We start from the raw sequence: 18,858 nt of genomic DNA, 5'->3' as shown, positions 1-18,858 counted from the left end.
AACGTAATAAGAGCACAGTGAAACTCCCAAAGGGCAAATTTGCACGGCTTTATGTTGTGGTTATTGTTAATTTAGCTGATTTTGGAAAGATGAAGCCATTACTTGCAATCAATGCCTTACCTCAATACGTGTAAATTCTTACTGAAATCGGGCATCTTCAAGTTAATCGGGTATAAGAGTAACTGCGTTAATCTTTGTCGTCAAAAGAATCATTCATTATAAATGTAACAATACTCATCAATGTTCAATAGCTAAACAAAGCGCCTGCATTAATACGAAGAACAGTTAGCAGTTGATCATTAATCTGCCTGCAAATTATTTTGCTCATGTTGAATATGCCATAAACGTGAATACAAACCTTGTTGAGCTAATAAACTGCTATGAGTTCCATGCTCAACGATACATCCTTTACTGAGTACCACGATTTGATCTGCATCGATAATTGTCGACAATCGATGTGCCACTACTAAACTCGTATGGCCTTTGGCCGCATCACGTAATGCATTTAATATTGCTTGCTCCGAGCGGGAATCTAACGATGATGTCGCCTCATCAAAGACTAAAATTGGTGCACCTTTTAGGACTGCACGAGCAATAGCGACTCGCTGCTTTTCACCTCCCGACAGCTTTAGGCCACGTTCACCAACTTTGGTGTTGCCTTTATCTGGGAGTGATTCAATAAAGTCGCTTAAATGTGCTAGTTGAGTTGCTTGCTTAATGTCCTCTTCTGTCGCGTCTGGACGACCATAACGAATATTCTCATAGATTGAATCGTTAAATAACACAGTATCTTGCGGCACTATAGCAATAGATTTACGTAAAGCAAGCTGAGTCAAATCTCGGATATCAACACCATCAATGGTAATTGCACCACTTTTTACATCATAGAAACGGAACAAAAGCTTAATAATGGTCGACTTACCCGCCCCACTATCGCCGACTACCGCAATTTTTTTACCTGCGGGTACATCAAAACTCACCTGCTTTAAAATAGACCTTTGATCATATTGAAAACTCACATTATTGAATTTTATCGCACCAATACTTGGACTTAAAGGTGAAGCGGTATCTTGATCTTCTACTTGCGGTACGTTGGCCATAATGTCAAACATACGTTCAATATTGGCTAATGCGCCACGAATTTCACGATATACAAAACCTAAAAAGTTGAGCGGAATAAACAACTGCATCATAAAGGCATTAATCAATACAAAATCACCAATGGTCATCACATCTATTGCAACTTGGTGTGCAGCTAATGCCATCATTGCGGTCATAGCGATAGCAATAATCAACGCCTGGCCACCATTAAGCGCTAATAATGATAAACGGTTTTTACGCTTAGCGACTTCCCATTGGGCTAGGGCATCATCATAACGTTGTGATTCGTAATGCTCATTATTAAAGTATTTTACCGTTTCATAATTCAACAGACTGTCTATCGCACGGGTATTAGCGAGTGAATCCGCTTTTGCTGCATCACGGACATACCCTGTGCGCCATTCTGTTGCTCTTATCGAATAACCAATATAAATAATCACAGAAACCAAGGTGATAAGCGCAAAATTAATACCGTAATTAAAAAAGAAAATTCCGATGACTAAAGTAATTTCAAGCAGCGTAGGCACAATATTAAACACCATAAAGCGCATTAAAAAGCTCACACCACTAGTGCCACGCTCAATATCTCGAGATAAACCACCAGTGCGACGATCAAGATGAAAATCAAGGTCTAATCGATGCAAATGTTCAAATACAGCCAATCCTAAACGACGAATGGCTCGCTCTGTCACTCGGCCAAATAAGGTATCGCGTACCTCACCAATAATCACGTTCAAAAAACGAATTGCGCCATAGGCGATAACCAAACCAAATGGCACAGCTAAGATCTGCGACGAACTTGATTTATCTAAGGTGTCGACAAGATCTTTTAGAATAAAAGGCAAGCCTACACTGGCAATTTTGGCAATAATAAGGCACAACATAGCCAATAGTACTCGACCTTTAAACTCAATGAGATAAGGCCATAATAATCGTAAAACCTGCCAGTTTAGTTTCCCTACTGGGCCTTCAAAATATGCAGAAGGTCTCATCGTTACTCCAATGTTACGCCGCTCAACGTGGCAATGTGATCATGTGGTTTATCAGTATTGTCTTATTATAAAGCAATTTCTTATCAGACTTGCGTCACATTCTACTGGATTAAACTCGAAGACGTAGGCTTTAACTTTATTTGTTTATAACAAAAAATGTAAAACTTTAGACTTACAAAAATACAAACAAGACTACACCTTTAGACTATAATTTGGTTTTATTTCGTCATTTTGTGCTTTTAAAGCCCAAATAGAGTTATTTCTGTGGATATTATTTGATACTCTTCAGATATAAATAAATGACTGTTTGGTAATAAGCAAACAACGATTTACAGTTTGAAGGATGCTTTATGTTGGATAGCACGAAAGTTCAATACCCACCATTACAACTAATACAAACCTGGGTATGGATGATGATCGAATCAGGCAACCCTGAATTACAAGATAAAGGCCGTAATAATCTTATTTCAGCCTTTGGCAGTTTGGCAAAAGCAAATGAATACCTAGTCGAACAGGTAAAAAAATAAGGCGCATATTGCGCCTTATTTTCTATTAATATTAATGAGTTACTTTTTGCGACGCTCAATCACACTTTGACTAAGTGTCGCAAGTAATGACTCGGTATCACTCCAACCTATGCAGGCATCGGTAATACTTTGTCCGTAACACAACTCTTTACCTGCCACTAAGTCTTGACGACCTTCTACCAAATGGCTTTCAACCATCACACCAAAAATAGCTTGATTACCTGCAGCGATCTGACTTGCAACATCATTAGCAACGAGCATTTGCTTTTTATAATCTTTGCTACTGTTTGCATGACTAAAATCGATCATAATATTGTCTGCAACACCTGATTTTTCTAATTGCGCTGAGATCTCTTTGACATGCTCTGCGCTATAATTTGGCTCACGTCCACCACGTAAAATAATATGGCAATCAGGGTTACCTTTGGTCGAAACAATCGCAGAATGACCAAACTTGGTAACAGATAAAAAATGATGAGGTGCATTAGCAGCACCAATCGCATCAATTGCCACTTTAATTGTGCCATCAGTACCGTTTTTAAACCCAACAGGGCAAGATAAGCCAGATGACAGTTCACGATGCACTTGAGATTCTGTCGTACGGGCACCAATCGCTCCCCAACACATCATGTCAGCCATGTATTGCGGAGTAATCATATCGAGAAATTCGCCAGCTGTTGGCATGCCATGCTCATTTAAATCAACAAGAAGCTTACGAGCGGTGCGTAAACCATCATTTAATTGAAAGCTATTATCCATATAAGGGTCATTGATCAACCCCTTCCAGCCGACAGTAGTTCGAGGTTTTTCAAAATACACTCGCATCACAATTTCAAGCTGATCTTTATAGTGTTCACGCAATGCCACTAAACGTTGGCCATACTCAAGCGCTGCTACAGGATCATGAATAGAGCAAGGACCTATAATAACGAGTAGCCGGTCGTCCTTTCTGGTCAAAATATGATGAATATTATTACGCGCATTAAACACGGTTGCTGATGCATTTTCAGTTGCCGGAAATCGTTCAAGAATCGCAATGGGAGGTAGCAATTCTTTTATTTCATCGATACGAATATCGTCATTTTGATAATACATAGTGGTTACAACTCCGGCAAAACCAACAGAAACTCTGATTCAAGATATTGAAAAACAGAAAATTTAATTCATAAAAGTGATATAGAAAACGAGTAGAATACATCAGGAAAATGAACAACAATCTTCAATTTAACGAGTATTTATCGACAAATCAATCAAGTATTATTCATCACAGCCGATAATAAGTAATCGTTATAATTAACGCTAGGTTATGTGCTGTAAAGTCATATTCGTGCAAGCTAACCGCATATTAATACAATTTTTTAACAATGAGTGTTAACCTGAATACACCATTAGATCATCATAGATACTAAACACTAGATATTGAACAATAGGTGTTTAACTCTAGCAACTAATCATTACGGCTAATGATTTCAGCTTAATTATAGTTAAACCATAACAAGGAAGTGACTTTCTCAATATACATTTTTAATACATCTGTTCTTTGTTAGCAGGTAGCATCAAAAGGAAGTTAACGTTTGAAACTCGGCATTATTTTTTTGCTCATAACGCTTAGCTCCGTCATCGGCCATGCTCTTTCAACGGTCGCTATCGCAGTTAATCATCCAGAAGCAATTAATCCTTCTGAACAAAAACACCCATTAGTTGCTCAACATGCAGAGCACTATCTGCAAGCATCATTGCCAAATTTACAACAAATCAGCTTCTCAACAAGTAACAGTATTGCACCATATTTTTTTGCTGATCAACCACAGGGCGTACAATATGACTTACTAGTTGCTGCACTTGAACTTAATAACATAACAATTAAAGAGTTAGTTCATGCGCCTAATTTACGTGCACAACGATTAGTTAATACAAAAAAAATCGATTGCATGGTAAATACGCCTGATAATGTCGAGGGGCTGTTTTACACTCAAAGCTTAATTGAATATCAAAATATTGTGTTTTATTTAACTAAAAATAATCTACAAATTACTCATATACAAGATCTTGAACCTATCTCTATTTTGGGATTTCAAAACGCAAAACATTACCTCGGCGACGAATTTGAAGCATTAGCGGAAACAAGTCCAAATTACAGCGAAATATCAAATCAGAAAAGCCAAGTGGTCATGTTATTCAACGGTCATACACAATCGATTGTGCTTGAACGTCGTATTTTTGAGTATTATCGCCACCAACTTCGACACAGACTAAATACCAACCTTCCCGTTACTGAAGTTGCATTATTTGCCCCTGCTGAACGTAAAATTGCTTGCCATGACAAACAAACCGCCGCCATCGTAGACCGCGCGATATCAATGTTAAAACAATCTTATCGTTATCAAGAAATACTCGATTTAGCAGAGCAAAATAGTTACCAACCCACACAATATAATAATCAACTTTCTCGATAACGCTTTAATCCACTCAGCGTTAACGTGTTAATCTTGTTTCATTGCCTGTAACTTACTTTGATAGCGCTGTTTATTATTGCCGTCACTTAACGCTAAAGCCCGTTTCATATTTTTCTCAGCCAAGCGCTCTTCACCCGTTGCCCAATACGCTCGCGATAAACCAAAATAAAACTCATGGCGATAGTCCGCTTTTTCAACAGCACGTTTATACCACACTAGAGCATCTTGATATTGTTTATCAAAATAAGCTTGTTGAGCCATATCAAAATAATAAAAAGGATTATTAATTCGTGCAAGTTCAAGCACTTTATGCACTTGTGCCCACTCTTCTAAACGGTCTTGCTCACCTAATATTAACGCCAAATTATACAAGGTAGATAAGTCAAACGGATCAACATGCAACGCGGCGCGATATACCTGTTCGGCGGCATCGTTATAGCCTTTATGACGAAAAATAACTGCAAGTGTATTAATTGCAGCAACATAACGTGGATGTAAAATTATGGATTTTTTAACCAGAGCATAAGCCTTGTCATAATCATTATTAACTAAAGCTTCAGCGGCGATATTGTTATAATACATTGCACTAAGTTGGCGTTTATTGACCTGCTTTTTCTTGTATGCTCGAACTGAACGTTCAGGTAAAAAATCAACCAACACCTCAGAGCCTCTAAATAACACGGTATGATTATTTTCTGGCGGCATCAAACTTAAATTTACATGCCCATTAACCAAGAAAAAACCGCCTCGACGATCCCAAATAGGTTCAACATCAATATCATTAAACTCAACAGGAATGCCTAAAACATCGGCTAACGCTGCAGTCAACACAACCAACGACATACAATTGCCTTGTCGATTTAACACTGTTTCACTGGCAGAGCGAGTATAATGGTCTCGATATTCAAACCCACCCGCCTGTGCACCAATGTATTGCGCTAACCATTCGTTGGCTAATTTATTTTGACTTCGAAGAGAGTTCTCTGCTTGATATTGGCGTCTAAATTTAGCGACGAAGGATTCAGGCAAACGATATATATCATCAACATTGATGGTGCTTACTGGCGTAAACAGCTCATCTCTAAATAGGGTCTGTACATCAAGTTGCTTTACTTCTGATGAGGTAGACTGACAAGCGGTTAAGCTAAATATGAAGCCAATTAAGATACATGACCTAGCACTCAGCACTGTAAAGCTTAACTTTTTTAAACTCGGCTTTTTTAAACGTAGAGCGATAAAAATCAACTCTTTCAAACTAGATAAAAATCCATTTCCGTTTAGGCGTAATGCCTTATTGGCGCTCCTGCTTGGGTGATAAACGATCATAATTCAACCCTCAGATAGGAATAAGCTATCTAAAAGCGTAGTCAATAGTCCTGCCTTAAGCCACTAATCAGCACTCATTACACAGAGTATTACACACTATGCGGCTTATTTAGGTAATGAAGGATTACGTTGATTAGGGTCAACTTCAATAAATAATTGTTGGTCTTGATACTGGTAAGGTCGGTAACGATGTTGGCCACATTGAAAGTAGAGATAGGTAGTTTCGACTGAAATGCAGTTTAAAGGGAGTGATTGCAAAATATTCAATTGCTGTTGTTGTCTAATTAATTCTTGCCATTCATGTTGCAAAAGCACTTCATTACGCACAGCAAATGCATCGAATTCCTCAGATGATTTACGCACTACAACAGTGCCTGCATTAACGATACAACTCAACACCACCAATGGTATCACCCAAGCAAACCTAAATTGATTCACCATTTCGACAGCCTCTTTATTTATATGATATGGCACTAACTTACTACAGATATAAAAAAACAGAACCCGAAGGTTCTGTTTTTATGCGTTATTGACGAATCAAATTAATTTGCTGATTTAACGCTCACAAACTCAGGATACGCATCTACACCACAGTCAGACGCATCCATACCGTTATACTCTTCTTCTTCTGTCACTCTGATACCCATGGTCATTTTTAACACAAACCATACTAGTAACGATGCAGTAAATACCCAGATAAAGATAACCGCTGCACCATATAACTGGCTACCAAAGCTTGCATCTGCATTTGATAAAGGCACTAACATTAAGCCTAAGAAACCTGCTACGCCGTGGACAGAGATAGCACCCACTGGGTCATCAATTTTAATACGGTCTAATGCGATGATAGAGAATATAACCACTGCACCAGCAACTAAACCAATCACGGCAGCCATAAGGAATGATGGCGATAGTGGGTCTGCGGTAATGGCAACTAAACCAGCTAACGCACCGTTTAGAATCATAGTTAAGTCAGCTTTACCCCAAACAACCTTACATACCAACAGAGCAGAGATAGCACCAAAAGCCGCTGCTGAGTTTGTGTTTACAAAGATTTTAGCCACTGCTGTTGCGTTTTCAGCATCAGACACTAGTAACTGTGAACCACCGTTAAAGCCAAACCAACCCATCCATAAAATGAACATGCCTAACGTAGCCATCGGTAAGTTTGAACCTGGAATAGGATTAACTTGACCATTAGCACCGTACTTGCCTTTACGTGCTCCGAGTAACAATACACCCGAAACTGCAGCAGCCGCACCAGCCATATGCACAATACCACTACCAGCAAAGTCAAAGAAACCAGCTTCTGATAAAAATCCACCACCCCATGTCCAATAGCCTTCAACAGGGTAAATAACAGCTGTCATTACTACTGAAAATGCTAAGAAAGACCAAAGTTTCATACGCTCTGCTACCGCACCAGATACGATAGACATCGCTGTTGCAACAAACACAACCTGGAAGAAGAAGTCAGACTCTAATGCATGATCTGCGTCGCTTGCTTGCGAGCCAATCAATGAACCAAATGAAGGTAGAATTCCGCCTTCAGTATTGTCCACGTACATAATGTTGTAACCGACAAGCAAAAACATTGCGCAAGCGATCGAATATAAACATACGTTTTTAGTTAAAATTTCCGTGGTGTTTTTAGAACGGACAAGTCCTGCTTCTAACATAGCAAAACCTGCAGCCATCCACATGACCAACGCGCCTGAAATTAAAAAGTAGAACGTATCTAATGCGAAACGTAATTCAGTGACTGTGAGCCCTAATTTTGTTAACTCTTCCATAACTGCCCCCTATAACGCTTCGTTATCAAGTTCACCCGTACGGATACGGATTGCTTGTTCTAATTCAGTCACAAAAATTTTGCCATCACCGATTTTACCGGTATGAGCCGCGTTGGTTATCGCTTCAATTAACATCTCTAAGTTTTCAGATTTAGTGGCAATTTCCAACTTTACTTTCGGTAAAAAATCCACTTGATACTCTGCACCACGATAAAGCTCTGTATGCCCTTTTTGACGTCCAAAGCCTTTTACTTCAGTAACAGTCATACCTTCAATGCCCATGCCTGCAATAGCTTCACGGACATCATCCAATTTAAATGGCTTGATGATAGCGCTGACGAGTTTCATCTCGACCTCCAAAAGTGTGATAAATGTAGTTGTTATTGATTTGTTGTGTTAACTAATTCAATCATCAGGCCACTTTTTTAACGCTATGTTTTAAAACAACTTAATTTATATTCGTTGATAGCAGGCGCATATAAAAGCACCAATGGTGTGCATTATAAAATCGTCTGCGCTTTATTTTGGTGCAACAATAGTGTCAATGAATTTACATGAGCCACAGAATGAAAACTGTTCATTAAAATTATGGCAGTAAGAGCAACAAGTTGTGATGACGAGAATGGTCAAGAATGAGAACAGTGAAAAATGAGAGTAATGAAAGAGGCGTATCACTTAAAATGAGCAATATTAAACCGCAATAATAAAAAACCGCTCACTAGGGAGCGGTTTTGCTTAATCAATCACAAGCTCAATCATTAACGAAATAACGCTATAAGTCGCTATTTCGTCATCACAGATTACTTATAAGTGGCTTCGCGTTTTTTAGCTTCTTCTTTCCACTTAGGTACAAGCGTTTTCTTGAATTCAGCTTTTTCAGCATTCATAGTTTTCATGTCCATGCCTAATGCTGCTTGCGCTTTTGCTTTAGTAGAAGTATCAGGATATGCAATAGGTTGTTTAACACCTTTAGCACCTAATACCTGAGCCAATTTAACACGAGCATCAGCAGCTTTATCTAAAGCAGTACCTAAAATACGCAATACTTCAGCTGGAGCATGAGTTGAGGCACCATGTGATGCAGTTGCAAAATCCCAACGCCATTGTGAATGACGAATATCCATTAGAATTGGCTTCATTTCAGCTTCAGTCGCACCAGCATCCCAAGCCGCTTTCGCTTCAAAGTGAGCTTTAACTAATTGTGCTTCAACACGAGCTTTTAAATCTGCTGCTTTATGCTTACTCTCTTCAACTTGCTTAACCATAAACTCTTTGCTTTGGCTATGACATGTTGCACAGGTTTCTTCAAAGCGATCAAATGGATTACCCACTTTATGGTCAGTATATTTGCGCCCTTTGTCATTAGTCACTTTAGGCATATGGCAATCAACACAGCTCACATTATTTTGACCGTGAGTACCCATTTTCCAAGTTTCATAACCAGGGTGTTGAGCTTTTAACATAGGTGTTTTAGACACGGCATGAGTCCAGTCAGAGAACTCCATGCTGTCATAGTACACTTCCATTTGCTCAACAGTGGTTCCCATATCCCAAGGGAATTTAACAAAACCAGGACGCTCTGCTGTTTTCTCGAAATAGTATTCAACGTGACACTGAGCACACACCATTGATTGCTTGTCTTTACGAGAAGCTTTATCAAATGGGGTATTGATTGTGTTCATTGCGCGTTCAACATATGGACGTGACATACGTAACTTTGGTGAACCCTTCTCATGACAATCGCCACAACCTAGAACATTAACGATTTCTGGTCCGCCTTTAGCCCACTTACCGCTAAAGTAACCATCTTCACCTTGCTCTTCAATTACGCGAGGTACGTCTGGGCTTTTACAGCTCCAACATGCCATTGGCATTGGACCATCTTCAGCATTTTTAGGTGCGCCAGTACGTAATGTGTTGGTCACATCTGTTACAGCGTACATATGGCCGCGAGGTGCGTTATAGTCTTTTGCGAAGCCATAACCAGCCCACAAGACAACTAGGCTAGGTACTTGTTCCAACATATCAACAACTTCTTTGCTTTCCTCAGTAGAATGCCAGCTGTTATATTGATTTGAAAATTTATCTTTATAAACCTCATTACGAGGCTCTGTTTTATCACTTGCCATTGCGCCTGCAGCCATAAAGCTGGTAGCGATAACGGCACTAAGTGCAATTGATTTTACGTTCATCTTCATCACCCTTTATCTCCGTGTTACATTATATTTATGTTAATAATCACGACATCTCCACAATCAAAAGTAGCGATTAACCTCAAATTTAAACATACCTCCAATGGGGTATAGAGAAGAAAGTTTGCGCCAGATCAACATGTAAACAGGATGTATCTCACAATTCTGTAAACTAGTTAATGTAAAGCAGACACACCTAATGTAGAACACACGATTAGACAGGGGTAAAAACCATACTTTTGTCTGATCAACATTCCACTTTTTGTCATGTTAAGTAGGGTTTTATGTTTACTCGAGGCAGTCTTACCTCCACCATTTTAAGCTTAATGTTGTTATTGATTTTATTGTCATCAAGCTTAGCTGTGTTTTCTATCGTTAACTTAACTTTCAGCCTTGGCGATGCGAAAGGTATCAATGCCTCTGGTTCAATGCGTATGCAAAGTTATCGCTTATTATTATTTACCAATGCCGGCAGCATTAATACACGTGAAAAGATCGTCGAATTCGAAAATACCCTTAATTCAGATGCACTTAAAAGAACACTCGATTGGTACAGTCCTCAAGAGCTCAGTGACCAGTATTTGTTGGTTATTGATAAGTGGCAAGTTATGAGGAGCTACATTGAAGAAGGTAATGCGCGCCTTTATTCTGCGGCGTTAAAAGACTTTGTCGATACCATCGATACTTTAGTATTGAAAATGGAACTGTTTGCAGCATTTAAGCTAAAACTGCTGGTCATTGGTCAAATTATTGGTTTAGTGATTTTATTGATTATTGCATTTGTTGCGGTGGTATTTACACGTAAACGAGTTGTTAAACCTCTACAACTATTGATGGATAGCGCTGCAACAATATCTAAAGGTAACTTCAAAGTTAAGATACCTAAAACGGGTTATATCGAACTCACCGCACTGGGTAATGCGTTACAAAAAACTGCATCTGAATTAGCCGATTTGTACGACGATTTAGAAGGCCAAGTTAACGAGAAGACCTTAGCTCTAACTCGAGCCAATAATGAACTGAGCTTTCTGTACGATAATCTCGTCATGCTCCATGCCGATAAACTAGACTACAAAGCATTACAATCTGCAATTAATCAACTTAAATACTATGAAGATCTGGATTTTCTAAGGCTAGTGATTAAGCATGAAGACGGATCAAGTGATGTAATAAATGCAGAGGGTGGATGGCCAATAGAAGCAACTAACATTAACTCGGTACAGTTTCCATTAACAATAGAATTGACGCAACTAGGTTATTTAGAGGTCATATCCGCTCGGCCATTAAACCGCCAACTATTTGAAAACTTTGCCATGATGTTATCTCGTTCAATCACCATACACAACGCAACAGAACAGCGTCAACAGTTAGCGCTAATGGAAGAGCGTGCTGTTATCGCCAGAGAATTGCATGACTCCATAGGCCAACTATTATCGTTTCTAAAAATCCAAGTTAGTTTACTTAAAAAAAGCTTAGACCTGAGTTGTCGCAGTCCGGAAGTAGATGGCCAGTTGACAGAGATCAATGAAGGTGTGAGTACTGCGTATGTACAATTACGAGAGCTATTATCTACATTTAGATTAACGATTAAAGAGCCTAATTTGAGCCAAGCGATTGAGGTGATGCTCGATCAATTACGACAACAAAGTGATGTTGATATTAAATTAAACTATAAAGTGTCAGCTCATTTACTCGAAGCTAAACAGCATATTCATATTTTACAATTGATCCGCGAAGCTACGCTAAATGCAATAAAACACGCCAGTCCAGCCCATATAATGATAGATTGTCAGCTAACAAAAAATGGTATGATAACCATAGCCATATGTGACGACGGAATTGGTGTCTCACATCTACAAGAACGCGACCAACATTTTGGTATTGGCATCATGCACGAGAGAGCCAATAAATTAAATGGGATAGTGTCGTTCAATAGTAATCAGCATGGCGGTACTACCGTTACGCTCAGTTTTCCACCTCAACAGGAGCCTTTAAATGGGTAAGCCGTACTCCGTACTTGTTGTCGATGATCATCCTTTGTTACGCCGAGGGATATGCCAACTTATCACTTCTGACAGTGACTTTTTACTTTTTGGCGAAACGGGCACCGGCTTAGAAGCGCTCACTGCCGTTGCCGAAAATGAACCCGATATTATTCTGCTCGATTTAAATATGAAAGGCATGTCGGGCCTTGATACACTTAACGCCATGCGCCAAGAAGGTGTAACGGCAAGAATTGTTATTTTAACCGTATCTGATGCTAAGCAAGATGTAATACGCCTACTTCGTGCCGGAGCTGACGGTTATTTGCTTAAAGATACTGAGCCTGATTTGTTACTTGAGCAACTCAAAAAAGCCATGCTAGGCCATCGAGTGATTAGCGAAGAAGTCGAGGCTTATCTTTACGAGCTAAAAAATGCAACGGATGATAATACTTGGATTGAAAACCTCACTCCACGTGAATTACAAATTTTGCAAGAGCTTGCCGAAGGTAAGAGTAACCGCATGATTTCTGAAGACTTACATATCAGTGAAGGCACAGTAAAAGTACATGTAAAAAATCTGCTGCGTAAAGCTAATGCAAAATCACGCACCGAAATGGCTGTACGCTATCTTAACAACTAGTCCGGTAAGCTCAGTTAACCGCACTCATGCCATATTGTTGCGTTAGAGGTATTCCCACATTATTGTGTGGGAATATCATTACTTTTGATTAATAAATGCTAGCCAACTTTGCAACACAGACTCAAAGTCTTCTAAACCGCAATACGACTCCGACTCCGCATCATATAAATTCATTGCCTCATCTAAATCGTGCTCTTCTTCAAAATCAATCACATTGGCAAATACCCTAACCTGTTCAGTATCAATATCTATGGTCAAATCGGCACCGACATGACGCCAATGGTTCTTACCGCCTGTTTTAATTAAGATAATTTGAGTTAGAATGTTATTAGCACGGCTGTTATCATCACCTAGTTCTTCAGCAAACCAGCGGCCTAAGACTTCATGATCCATACTAAACTCAGCAAAAACCGTTCCTTCTAAACGATTACGACGAAATTGATATTCCATTATTGTTGCTCTGTAATTAGCGTTACTATTATTTTAACTGAAGAAACCAAAACCTGCTGCTTGTAATGTCGTCTGATCAGTCCATATCAGATTAAATGTTAGATAAATATACAGTTTCATTCGCTATAATCAGTTTACACTTGGGTAAAACTCAATGGCTGTGATAGCGAACACTTGGAATGATAAATAATGAATACTGGTTTTATTTATAGCTTACTACTAAATGGTCCAAATGCAGGCCAATCGCTCAGCGAGGAGCAAGTAGCTCAATGGCAACCACAAGATGGCTTATTATGGTTGCACCTTCGCTATCGTGAACCTAAAGCCCGTAAATGGATCCTTAGCTCTGGGCTCGATCGTGTTGAAACGGATACTTTATTAGCCACAGATACTCGGCCTCGAGTTGTTAACTCAAGCAAAGGCGTGTTGTTAGCGCTTCGCGGAGTAAATTTAAACCCTAATTCTGATCCTGAAGATATGGTCGCGATACGCATTTATGCAGAAGAGCATAAAATCATTTCAACATGCGAACGTCAGTTACAATCGGTTATCGATATTGCAGATGCGATTGCACAAGGTAAAGGCCCTATCGATACGGCGGCATTTATCATGGCCATTTGTGAGCGTTTAACGCATCGAAAAGTTGAATTTATCGGTAAGCTTGAAGAGCAACTCGACGAGTTAGAAGAGCGCGTTGTAACCAAAGTGAATAAAAGCTTACGTACAGATATTGCCGAACTACGCCGACAAACCGTAGTACTGCGCCGTTATTTAGCGCCGCAACGTGAAGCATTTTCGCGGATGTTACACGAAACCAGTGAGCTCTTTGACGATAATGACAAAGTCCGTTTACGTGAAATTCATGAAACCTTAATCAGAGTGATTGAAGATCTTGATGCCATTCGCGACAGGGCCAGTGTGACGCAAGAGGAATTGCAATCGCAACAGTCAGAGCAAGTGAACCAAAGGCTGTACTTCCTATCGTTGATATCGGCCGTTTTCTTACCGCTTGGTTTTTTAACTGGTCTGCTTGGTGTCAATATTGGTGGCATTCCTGGTGCAGAGACCAACTGGGCATTTGCCGCGTTTTGTGGTGGTTTGTTTGGTCTTATCGCCTTGCAAATGTATTTATTTTATCGTTTAAAATGGCTGTAAACGTGACATTTATTAGCAGATAATCTGATTGTATTAACCAAATAACACGCAATAAAAAAGGACGCTTAGCGTCCTTTTTGTTTTAACTCAATGGCTTGGGCGTTAACACCAAGCACGAGTCAGCAATTATTCACAATATTACTTGGTCACAGCTGCGGCAGCAGCAGCTTTTTCAACAGACACAAGTTCAACTTCGAAAACTAATGTTGAGTTAGCTGGAATAGTACCAGTATCACGATCGCCATATGCAAGTTCTGCAGGGATAACAAACTTATACTTAGCGCCTACAGGCATTAATTGTACACCTTCAGTCCAACCAGGAATAACACGGTTTAATGGGAATTTAGCCGTTTCACCACGAGCATATGAACTGTCGAACTCAGTACCGTCAATTAACGTACCACGGTAATGTACTTCAACAGTGTCTTCTGCAGCAGGTTTGTCGCCTTTACCAGCTTCTAATACTTCGTATTGTAGGCCAGACTCAGTCGTAGTTACGCCTTCTTTGGCTTTATTGTCTTCTAAGAATTTTTTGCCTTCTGCAACTGATTTAGCAGCTAACGCTTCAGCTTGCTCTAAACGCTTGTCGTTTAATTTTTTGTCTAGGTCTTGTAATACAGTTTGCATTTCTTCTTCAGTTAACTGCATTTCTTCGCCTAAGCCATCGCTAAAGCCTTTGATAACCATAGTACGGTCAACAGCAAAACCTAACTCTTCTTGCTCTTTAATGTGACCAGACATGTACTTACCAATTGAACCACCCACACTGTATGCTTCTTTTTGAGCGTCAGTTGTTAGCTCTACTTTCTTTTGTGCTACGTCTTGTTCTTGGTTACATGCAGTCAATCCAACAACAGCTAATGCAACTAACGATAATTTGTAAATAGATTTCATTAAAGCTTCCTCAGCATCCTTTAGTGGTTACAATAACCTAATACATTCTAACTATGAGATGTTTTAGTGGTCATGTTCGCTTGCCACTTTATACTAGTTAATGGGGTTATACCATTGGGTCAACCTTATATCACAAGGTTTACGACAATAATTCAAGGGGCAAGTTCATGACACGGGTTTCAATGCTGTTTTTTTGCTCAACTTGGCTGTGCGTATGGCTTTTATCAGGTTGCCAACCTGCACCAAACAAGGTTATCGAGATCACGACAGATGCCAGTTACAGCGCTAGCCTGTCTGACGACGGCCAATTAGTATTAGTGAGTACCGCCAACAATGGTGTGCAAGTTTGGGATTTAACCGGCCCGAACATGTCCTACCAATGGCTGCAGGGTAAGCAAGATAACACCAGTAACGTCATCGATACGGCAATATCAGCCAATAATGCTTTTGCCGCAACCATTAGCAGTAACTCATTAGCTATTTGGCGCTTAGATGACGGCAGTTCAGTTGGCTGGTGGTCATTGCCCTCTTATGCCCAGAGTGTCGCCATCGCCAATAATGGCCAAACATTAGTGGGGCTTGTTGATGGTTCAGTGATGTCGTTATCACCACAAAAAAATCGCTTAATTCAATTTTTAGGTCATCAAGAAAAAGTTAATAGCGTATCGATAAGTGCCGATGGTCAAATGGCGCTAACAGGCGGAAATGATGGCAAAGTGATGTTATGGAATAGCCAAAGTGGCCAACCTATTAATCAATGGCTGTTGAATTCACGTATAACCAAAGTTCTTATCAACGACAGTGGTAGCTTAAGTTTTGCGGCAGATATCACCGGCAATGCCACTATATGGCAATCCGCTTCTGGTAAACAAATCAACAAGCTGAATATCATTCGCCGTCAAATGAACTTTTCCTCGGCACGCTTTGTCAAAAATGATACACAGCTGCTCACGGGCACGCCCTCAAAAGAAATTTTTTTATGGCAAGTTGATTCAGGTAAATCCTTAAAGCACTGGCAAGTTCAGCTGAGTAAAAACACCCAAAACAGAGGCGCTGTAGTATACTCTGCCGCAATGACAGCCCAAGGCACCATTGTCAGCATTAGTAGCCAAGGTTTAATTGAATATTGGCAGCAGTAACAGAAATAAATAGAGGCCCATATGGAGCACGTTTTGCAAAAGATTGACGACCTTGAAATGAAACTTTCTTTTCAAGACATCACCATTGAAGAACTTAATCAAGAAGTGATTAAACTCAATACATTAGTTGCCAGACAACAACATCAAATGCTATTAATGGTCAACAAAATGCAAGCGATGGAGCCAAGTAATATGGCTTCCCAAGCCGATGAAACACCGCCACCGCACTATTAATAACGTCATACTAAATACCATGACAATCCGTGCGCGGCTTGACCCATTGGTGAATAGCTTATCATTGATCCCCTTAACGATTAGCAGGCATACATGGACTTAAATCAACACCTCACAATAGCCACTACAGGCGATGATATTCTCACGCTGATGGCTGAGCCTGTGACGGTGTTTGATGATAAACTACGTGCATTGGCCGATGGTATGCTTAACACAATGCTCAATGCTAATGGAGTCGGTATAGCAGCCACACAAGTGTTTAGCAGAGCAGCAATGTTTATCATGGCTTCCAACCCCAACGAACGCTATCCAGATGCCCCCATGATGTCGCCAACTGTAGTTGTTAACCCCAAGATATTATCAACCTCAACCGCCACAGAAGCCGGCATTGAAGGCTGCTTATCAATCCCGGGAAAACGCTTAACTATTTTGCGCCATAGCCAAATTGAAGTGCAATACCAATCTCTTGACGGACAATTGCAACAACAAGTGTTAACCGGTTTTGTCGCGCGTATTTTTCAGCATGAATATGATCATCTGCAGGGCATTACCTTGCTTGAACGCATTAACTTAATGGCGTCACAGCCAGAGGTTATGCCATGTTAAAATCACTATCAATGGCGTTTTTACTCATGGTCGGGCTGTCGGGCTGTGCTTATAACAGTGTATTTGTAAATTACCCCTCACAAATCGCCCCTTATAAACAACAGTTGAGCAGTGACTATCCAACGGCAAACATCAACGATTTAGCAGACAACATTAACGGCAACGACGGCCTGCTTTATGCACAAGAGTCGGGGCGGATTATGCAAGTTGCTGGCGACTTTGAGCGAAGTAAGGCCTATTACCAACAAGCTATTTCGGCATATCAAGCTTTTGACGACAAAGCCATTATCAGTGCCAGTAAACTTGGCTCAGGCGCAAGCAGTTTATTATTAAATGACAACGCCATACCTTATCGAGGCCCAGGTTATGAGCGCATTATGGTGCACCAGTATCAAGCATTAAATTATTTATTTAGTGGTGATGCACAAGGCGCATTAGTAGAGGTGCGCCGCAGTAATGAGTTGCAAAGCATCGAGCAAGCACGTTATCAAAAATCGCAAAAGTCAGTGCAAAACATGGCTAATGGCACCATTGATGCGCAAATGGCGCAATTAAGCCAATCAACGGGCAGTGTTACCAGTTCATTTTTAAATGCATACAGCTACTACATAACTGGTTTGTTGCACGAACTGGCTAACGAGCCAAATGATGCATTTATTGATTACCGTAAAGCTGCGCAAATCACACCTGACAACCAATATTTACAACAAGATTTAGTGCGCTTAGCAAAGCAATTGGCCATGCCTCAATTGGATGAGTTTCAACAACGTTGGGGCGAGGCAGTAATGCCAAGTGAAGGTCAAGGGCAAGTAGTATTTATTGTTGAACGAAGCTTTGTACCAGAAAAACAAAGTATTACCGTACCGTTTCCGATTAATGGCAATATACAAAGCGCGTCACTCGCCACGTATCAACCGCAGCGACAATTAACCACTGCAAGCCTAATTCAAGGCTTAGGTGATAATCTAGAAGCGCAAAACATTGCCAATATCGATGCATTAGCGATTAATGCCTTGAAAGAAGACCTACCTGCAGCGTTATTTCGCCAAGCAGCAAGGATTTACGCCAAGTACGAATTAAACCAAAGTGTGCAAAGTGGTAGCCGACGCGCCAACAATCAAGTTGATGCTGGCGCACTTGTTATGCAAATTTTTAACGTGATTAGCGAACAAGCAGACCGCAGAAGTTGGTTAACCTTGCCGCGCCAAGCACAAATAGCAAAACAATTTATCGATGCTGGCGACTACGATATACGCTTAAATAACAGCCAAAATGTAAAAATTGAAGTAAAACCAAGCCGTACAACATTAATTTGGGCAATAGAGACTGGAAATCGTACCCGTTTTTATTCGATAATCATCTAATAGA

At 40.1% G+C, this 18,858-nt stretch carries 18 protein-coding genes; 9 read left to right on the top strand and 9 right to left on the bottom strand.

All coding sequences use genetic code 11. The annotated features are described in order from the left end of the window. Positions 1-299: 299 nt before the first annotated feature. Entirely contained in the window at positions 300-2,093 is a 1,794-nt protein-coding gene (locus tag IEY40_RS17280) for an ABCB family ABC transporter ATP-binding protein/permease (RefSeq protein ID WP_188958387.1), read from the bottom strand. Between the two features lie 350 nt (positions 2,094-2,443). On the opposite strand from IEY40_RS17280, the gene IEY40_RS17275 reads away from it, so the two are divergent. After that, a complete protein-coding gene (locus IEY40_RS17275) occupies positions 2,444-2,620 on the top strand; it encodes a hypothetical protein (RefSeq protein ID WP_188958385.1) in 177 nt (58 codons plus the stop codon). A gap of 39 nt (positions 2,621-2,659) precedes the next feature. Here the strand turns inward: IEY40_RS17275 and aroG are convergent, their stop codons facing one another. Then, positions 2,660-3,715 carry a 3-deoxy-7-phosphoheptulonate synthase AroG gene (gene aroG, locus IEY40_RS17270; RefSeq protein WP_188958383.1) on the bottom strand — a complete coding sequence of 352 codons (1,056 nt, stop codon included), beginning with the start codon at positions 3,713-3,715 and terminating at the stop codon, positions 2,660-2,662. A 479-nt stretch (positions 3,716-4,194) separates the two neighbouring features. On the opposite strand from aroG, the gene IEY40_RS17265 reads away from it, so the two are divergent. Next, a complete protein-coding gene (locus IEY40_RS17265) occupies positions 4,195-5,076 on the top strand; it encodes a transporter substrate-binding domain-containing protein (RefSeq protein WP_188958381.1) in 882 nt (293 codons plus the stop codon). 27 nt (positions 5,077-5,103) lie between these two features. Here the strand turns inward: IEY40_RS17265 and IEY40_RS17260 are convergent, their stop codons facing one another. The 5 genes from IEY40_RS17260 to nrfA form a co-directional block, all read right to left on the bottom strand. Further along, entirely contained in the window at positions 5,104-6,402 is a 1,299-nt protein-coding gene (locus tag IEY40_RS17260) for a tetratricopeptide repeat protein (RefSeq protein ID WP_229777148.1), read from the bottom strand. Between the two features lie 105 nt (positions 6,403-6,507). Next, positions 6,508-6,843, bottom strand: a complete 336-nt coding sequence (locus IEY40_RS17255; protein ID WP_188958379.1) for a hypothetical protein — start codon at positions 6,841-6,843, stop codon at positions 6,508-6,510. A gap of 101 nt (positions 6,844-6,944) precedes the next feature. Continuing rightward, positions 6,945-8,195, bottom strand: coding sequence for an ammonium transporter (locus IEY40_RS17250; protein ID WP_188958377.1), 1,251 nt, complete (start codon positions 8,193-8,195; stop codon positions 6,945-6,947). Positions 8,196-8,204: 9 nt separating this feature from the next. Next, positions 8,205-8,543, bottom strand: a complete 339-nt coding sequence (locus IEY40_RS17245) for a P-II family nitrogen regulator (protein WP_188958375.1) — start codon at positions 8,541-8,543, stop codon at positions 8,205-8,207. Between the two features lie 452 nt (positions 8,544-8,995). Further along, complete coding sequence (gene nrfA, locus IEY40_RS17240; protein WP_188958373.1) at positions 8,996-10,387, bottom strand: ammonia-forming nitrite reductase cytochrome c552 subunit; 1,392 nt, start codon at positions 10,385-10,387, stop codon at positions 8,996-8,998. A gap of 284 nt (positions 10,388-10,671) precedes the next feature. Here nrfA and narQ point away from each other — a divergent pair, with 284 nt between their 5' ends. Further along, positions 10,672-12,390 carry a nitrate/nitrite two-component system sensor histidine kinase NarQ gene (gene narQ / locus IEY40_RS17235; RefSeq protein WP_188958371.1) on the top strand — a complete coding sequence of 573 codons (1,719 nt, stop codon included), beginning with the start codon at positions 10,672-10,674 and terminating at the stop codon, positions 12,388-12,390. After that, positions 12,383-13,012, top strand: a complete 630-nt coding sequence (locus tag IEY40_RS17230) for a response regulator (protein ID WP_188958369.1) — start codon at positions 12,383-12,385, stop codon at positions 13,010-13,012. Before narQ ends, IEY40_RS17230 begins: the two co-directional genes overlap by 8 nt. 78 nt (positions 13,013-13,090) lie before the next feature. On the opposite strand, the gene IEY40_RS17225 is transcribed toward IEY40_RS17230, so the two are convergent. Next, complete coding sequence (locus tag IEY40_RS17225; protein ID WP_188958367.1) at positions 13,091-13,462, bottom strand: YacL family protein; 372 nt, start codon at positions 13,460-13,462, stop codon at positions 13,091-13,093. Between the two features lie 189 nt (positions 13,463-13,651). Between IEY40_RS17225 and IEY40_RS17220 the strand changes: the two genes are divergently transcribed. Beyond that, the gene (locus tag IEY40_RS17220) at positions 13,652-14,617 is read left to right on the top strand and encodes a zinc transporter ZntB (protein WP_188958366.1); all 966 of its coding nucleotides are present in this window, start codon (positions 13,652-13,654) and stop codon (positions 14,615-14,617) included. Positions 14,618-14,755: 138 nt separating this feature from the next. Here the strand turns inward: IEY40_RS17220 and fkpA are convergent, their stop codons facing one another. After that, positions 14,756-15,511: an FKBP-type peptidyl-prolyl cis-trans isomerase gene (gene fkpA, locus IEY40_RS17215; RefSeq protein WP_188958364.1), complete on the bottom strand. Its 756-nt coding sequence runs from the start codon at positions 15,509-15,511 to the stop codon at positions 14,756-14,758. A gap of 167 nt (positions 15,512-15,678) precedes the next feature. On the opposite strand from fkpA, the gene IEY40_RS17210 reads away from it, so the two are divergent. The 4 genes from IEY40_RS17210 to IEY40_RS17195 all read left to right on the top strand — a co-directional run bounded on the left by IEY40_RS17210 (position 15,679) and on the right by IEY40_RS17195 (position 18,854). Further along, positions 15,679-16,650, top strand: a complete 972-nt coding sequence (locus tag IEY40_RS17210) for a WD40 repeat domain-containing protein (protein ID WP_188958362.1) — start codon at positions 15,679-15,681, stop codon at positions 16,648-16,650. Positions 16,651-16,671: 21 nt separating this feature from the next. Further along, positions 16,672-16,884, top strand: coding sequence for a SlyX family protein (locus tag IEY40_RS17205; protein ID WP_188958360.1), 213 nt, complete (start codon positions 16,672-16,674; stop codon positions 16,882-16,884). 93 nt (positions 16,885-16,977) lie between these two features. Further along, positions 16,978-17,490, top strand: coding sequence for a peptide deformylase (def, locus tag IEY40_RS17200; protein WP_188958358.1), 513 nt, complete (start codon positions 16,978-16,980; stop codon positions 17,488-17,490). Next, the gene (locus IEY40_RS17195) at positions 17,484-18,854 is read left to right on the top strand and encodes a COG3014 family protein (protein ID WP_188958355.1); all 1,371 of its coding nucleotides are present in this window, start codon (positions 17,484-17,486) and stop codon (positions 18,852-18,854) included. The genes def and IEY40_RS17195 overlap by 7 nt, the downstream gene beginning before the upstream one ends. The last annotated feature ends 4 nt before the right edge of the window (positions 18,855-18,858 follow it).

It is taken from the genome of Shewanella ulleungensis (genome assembly GCF_014648315.1).
Taxonomy (GTDB): Bacteria; Pseudomonadota; Gammaproteobacteria; order Enterobacterales; family Shewanellaceae; genus Shewanella; species Shewanella ulleungensis.
Note: the sequence above shows the minus strand (reverse complement) of the source record. Positions and strands in the feature narration are given on the sequence as shown.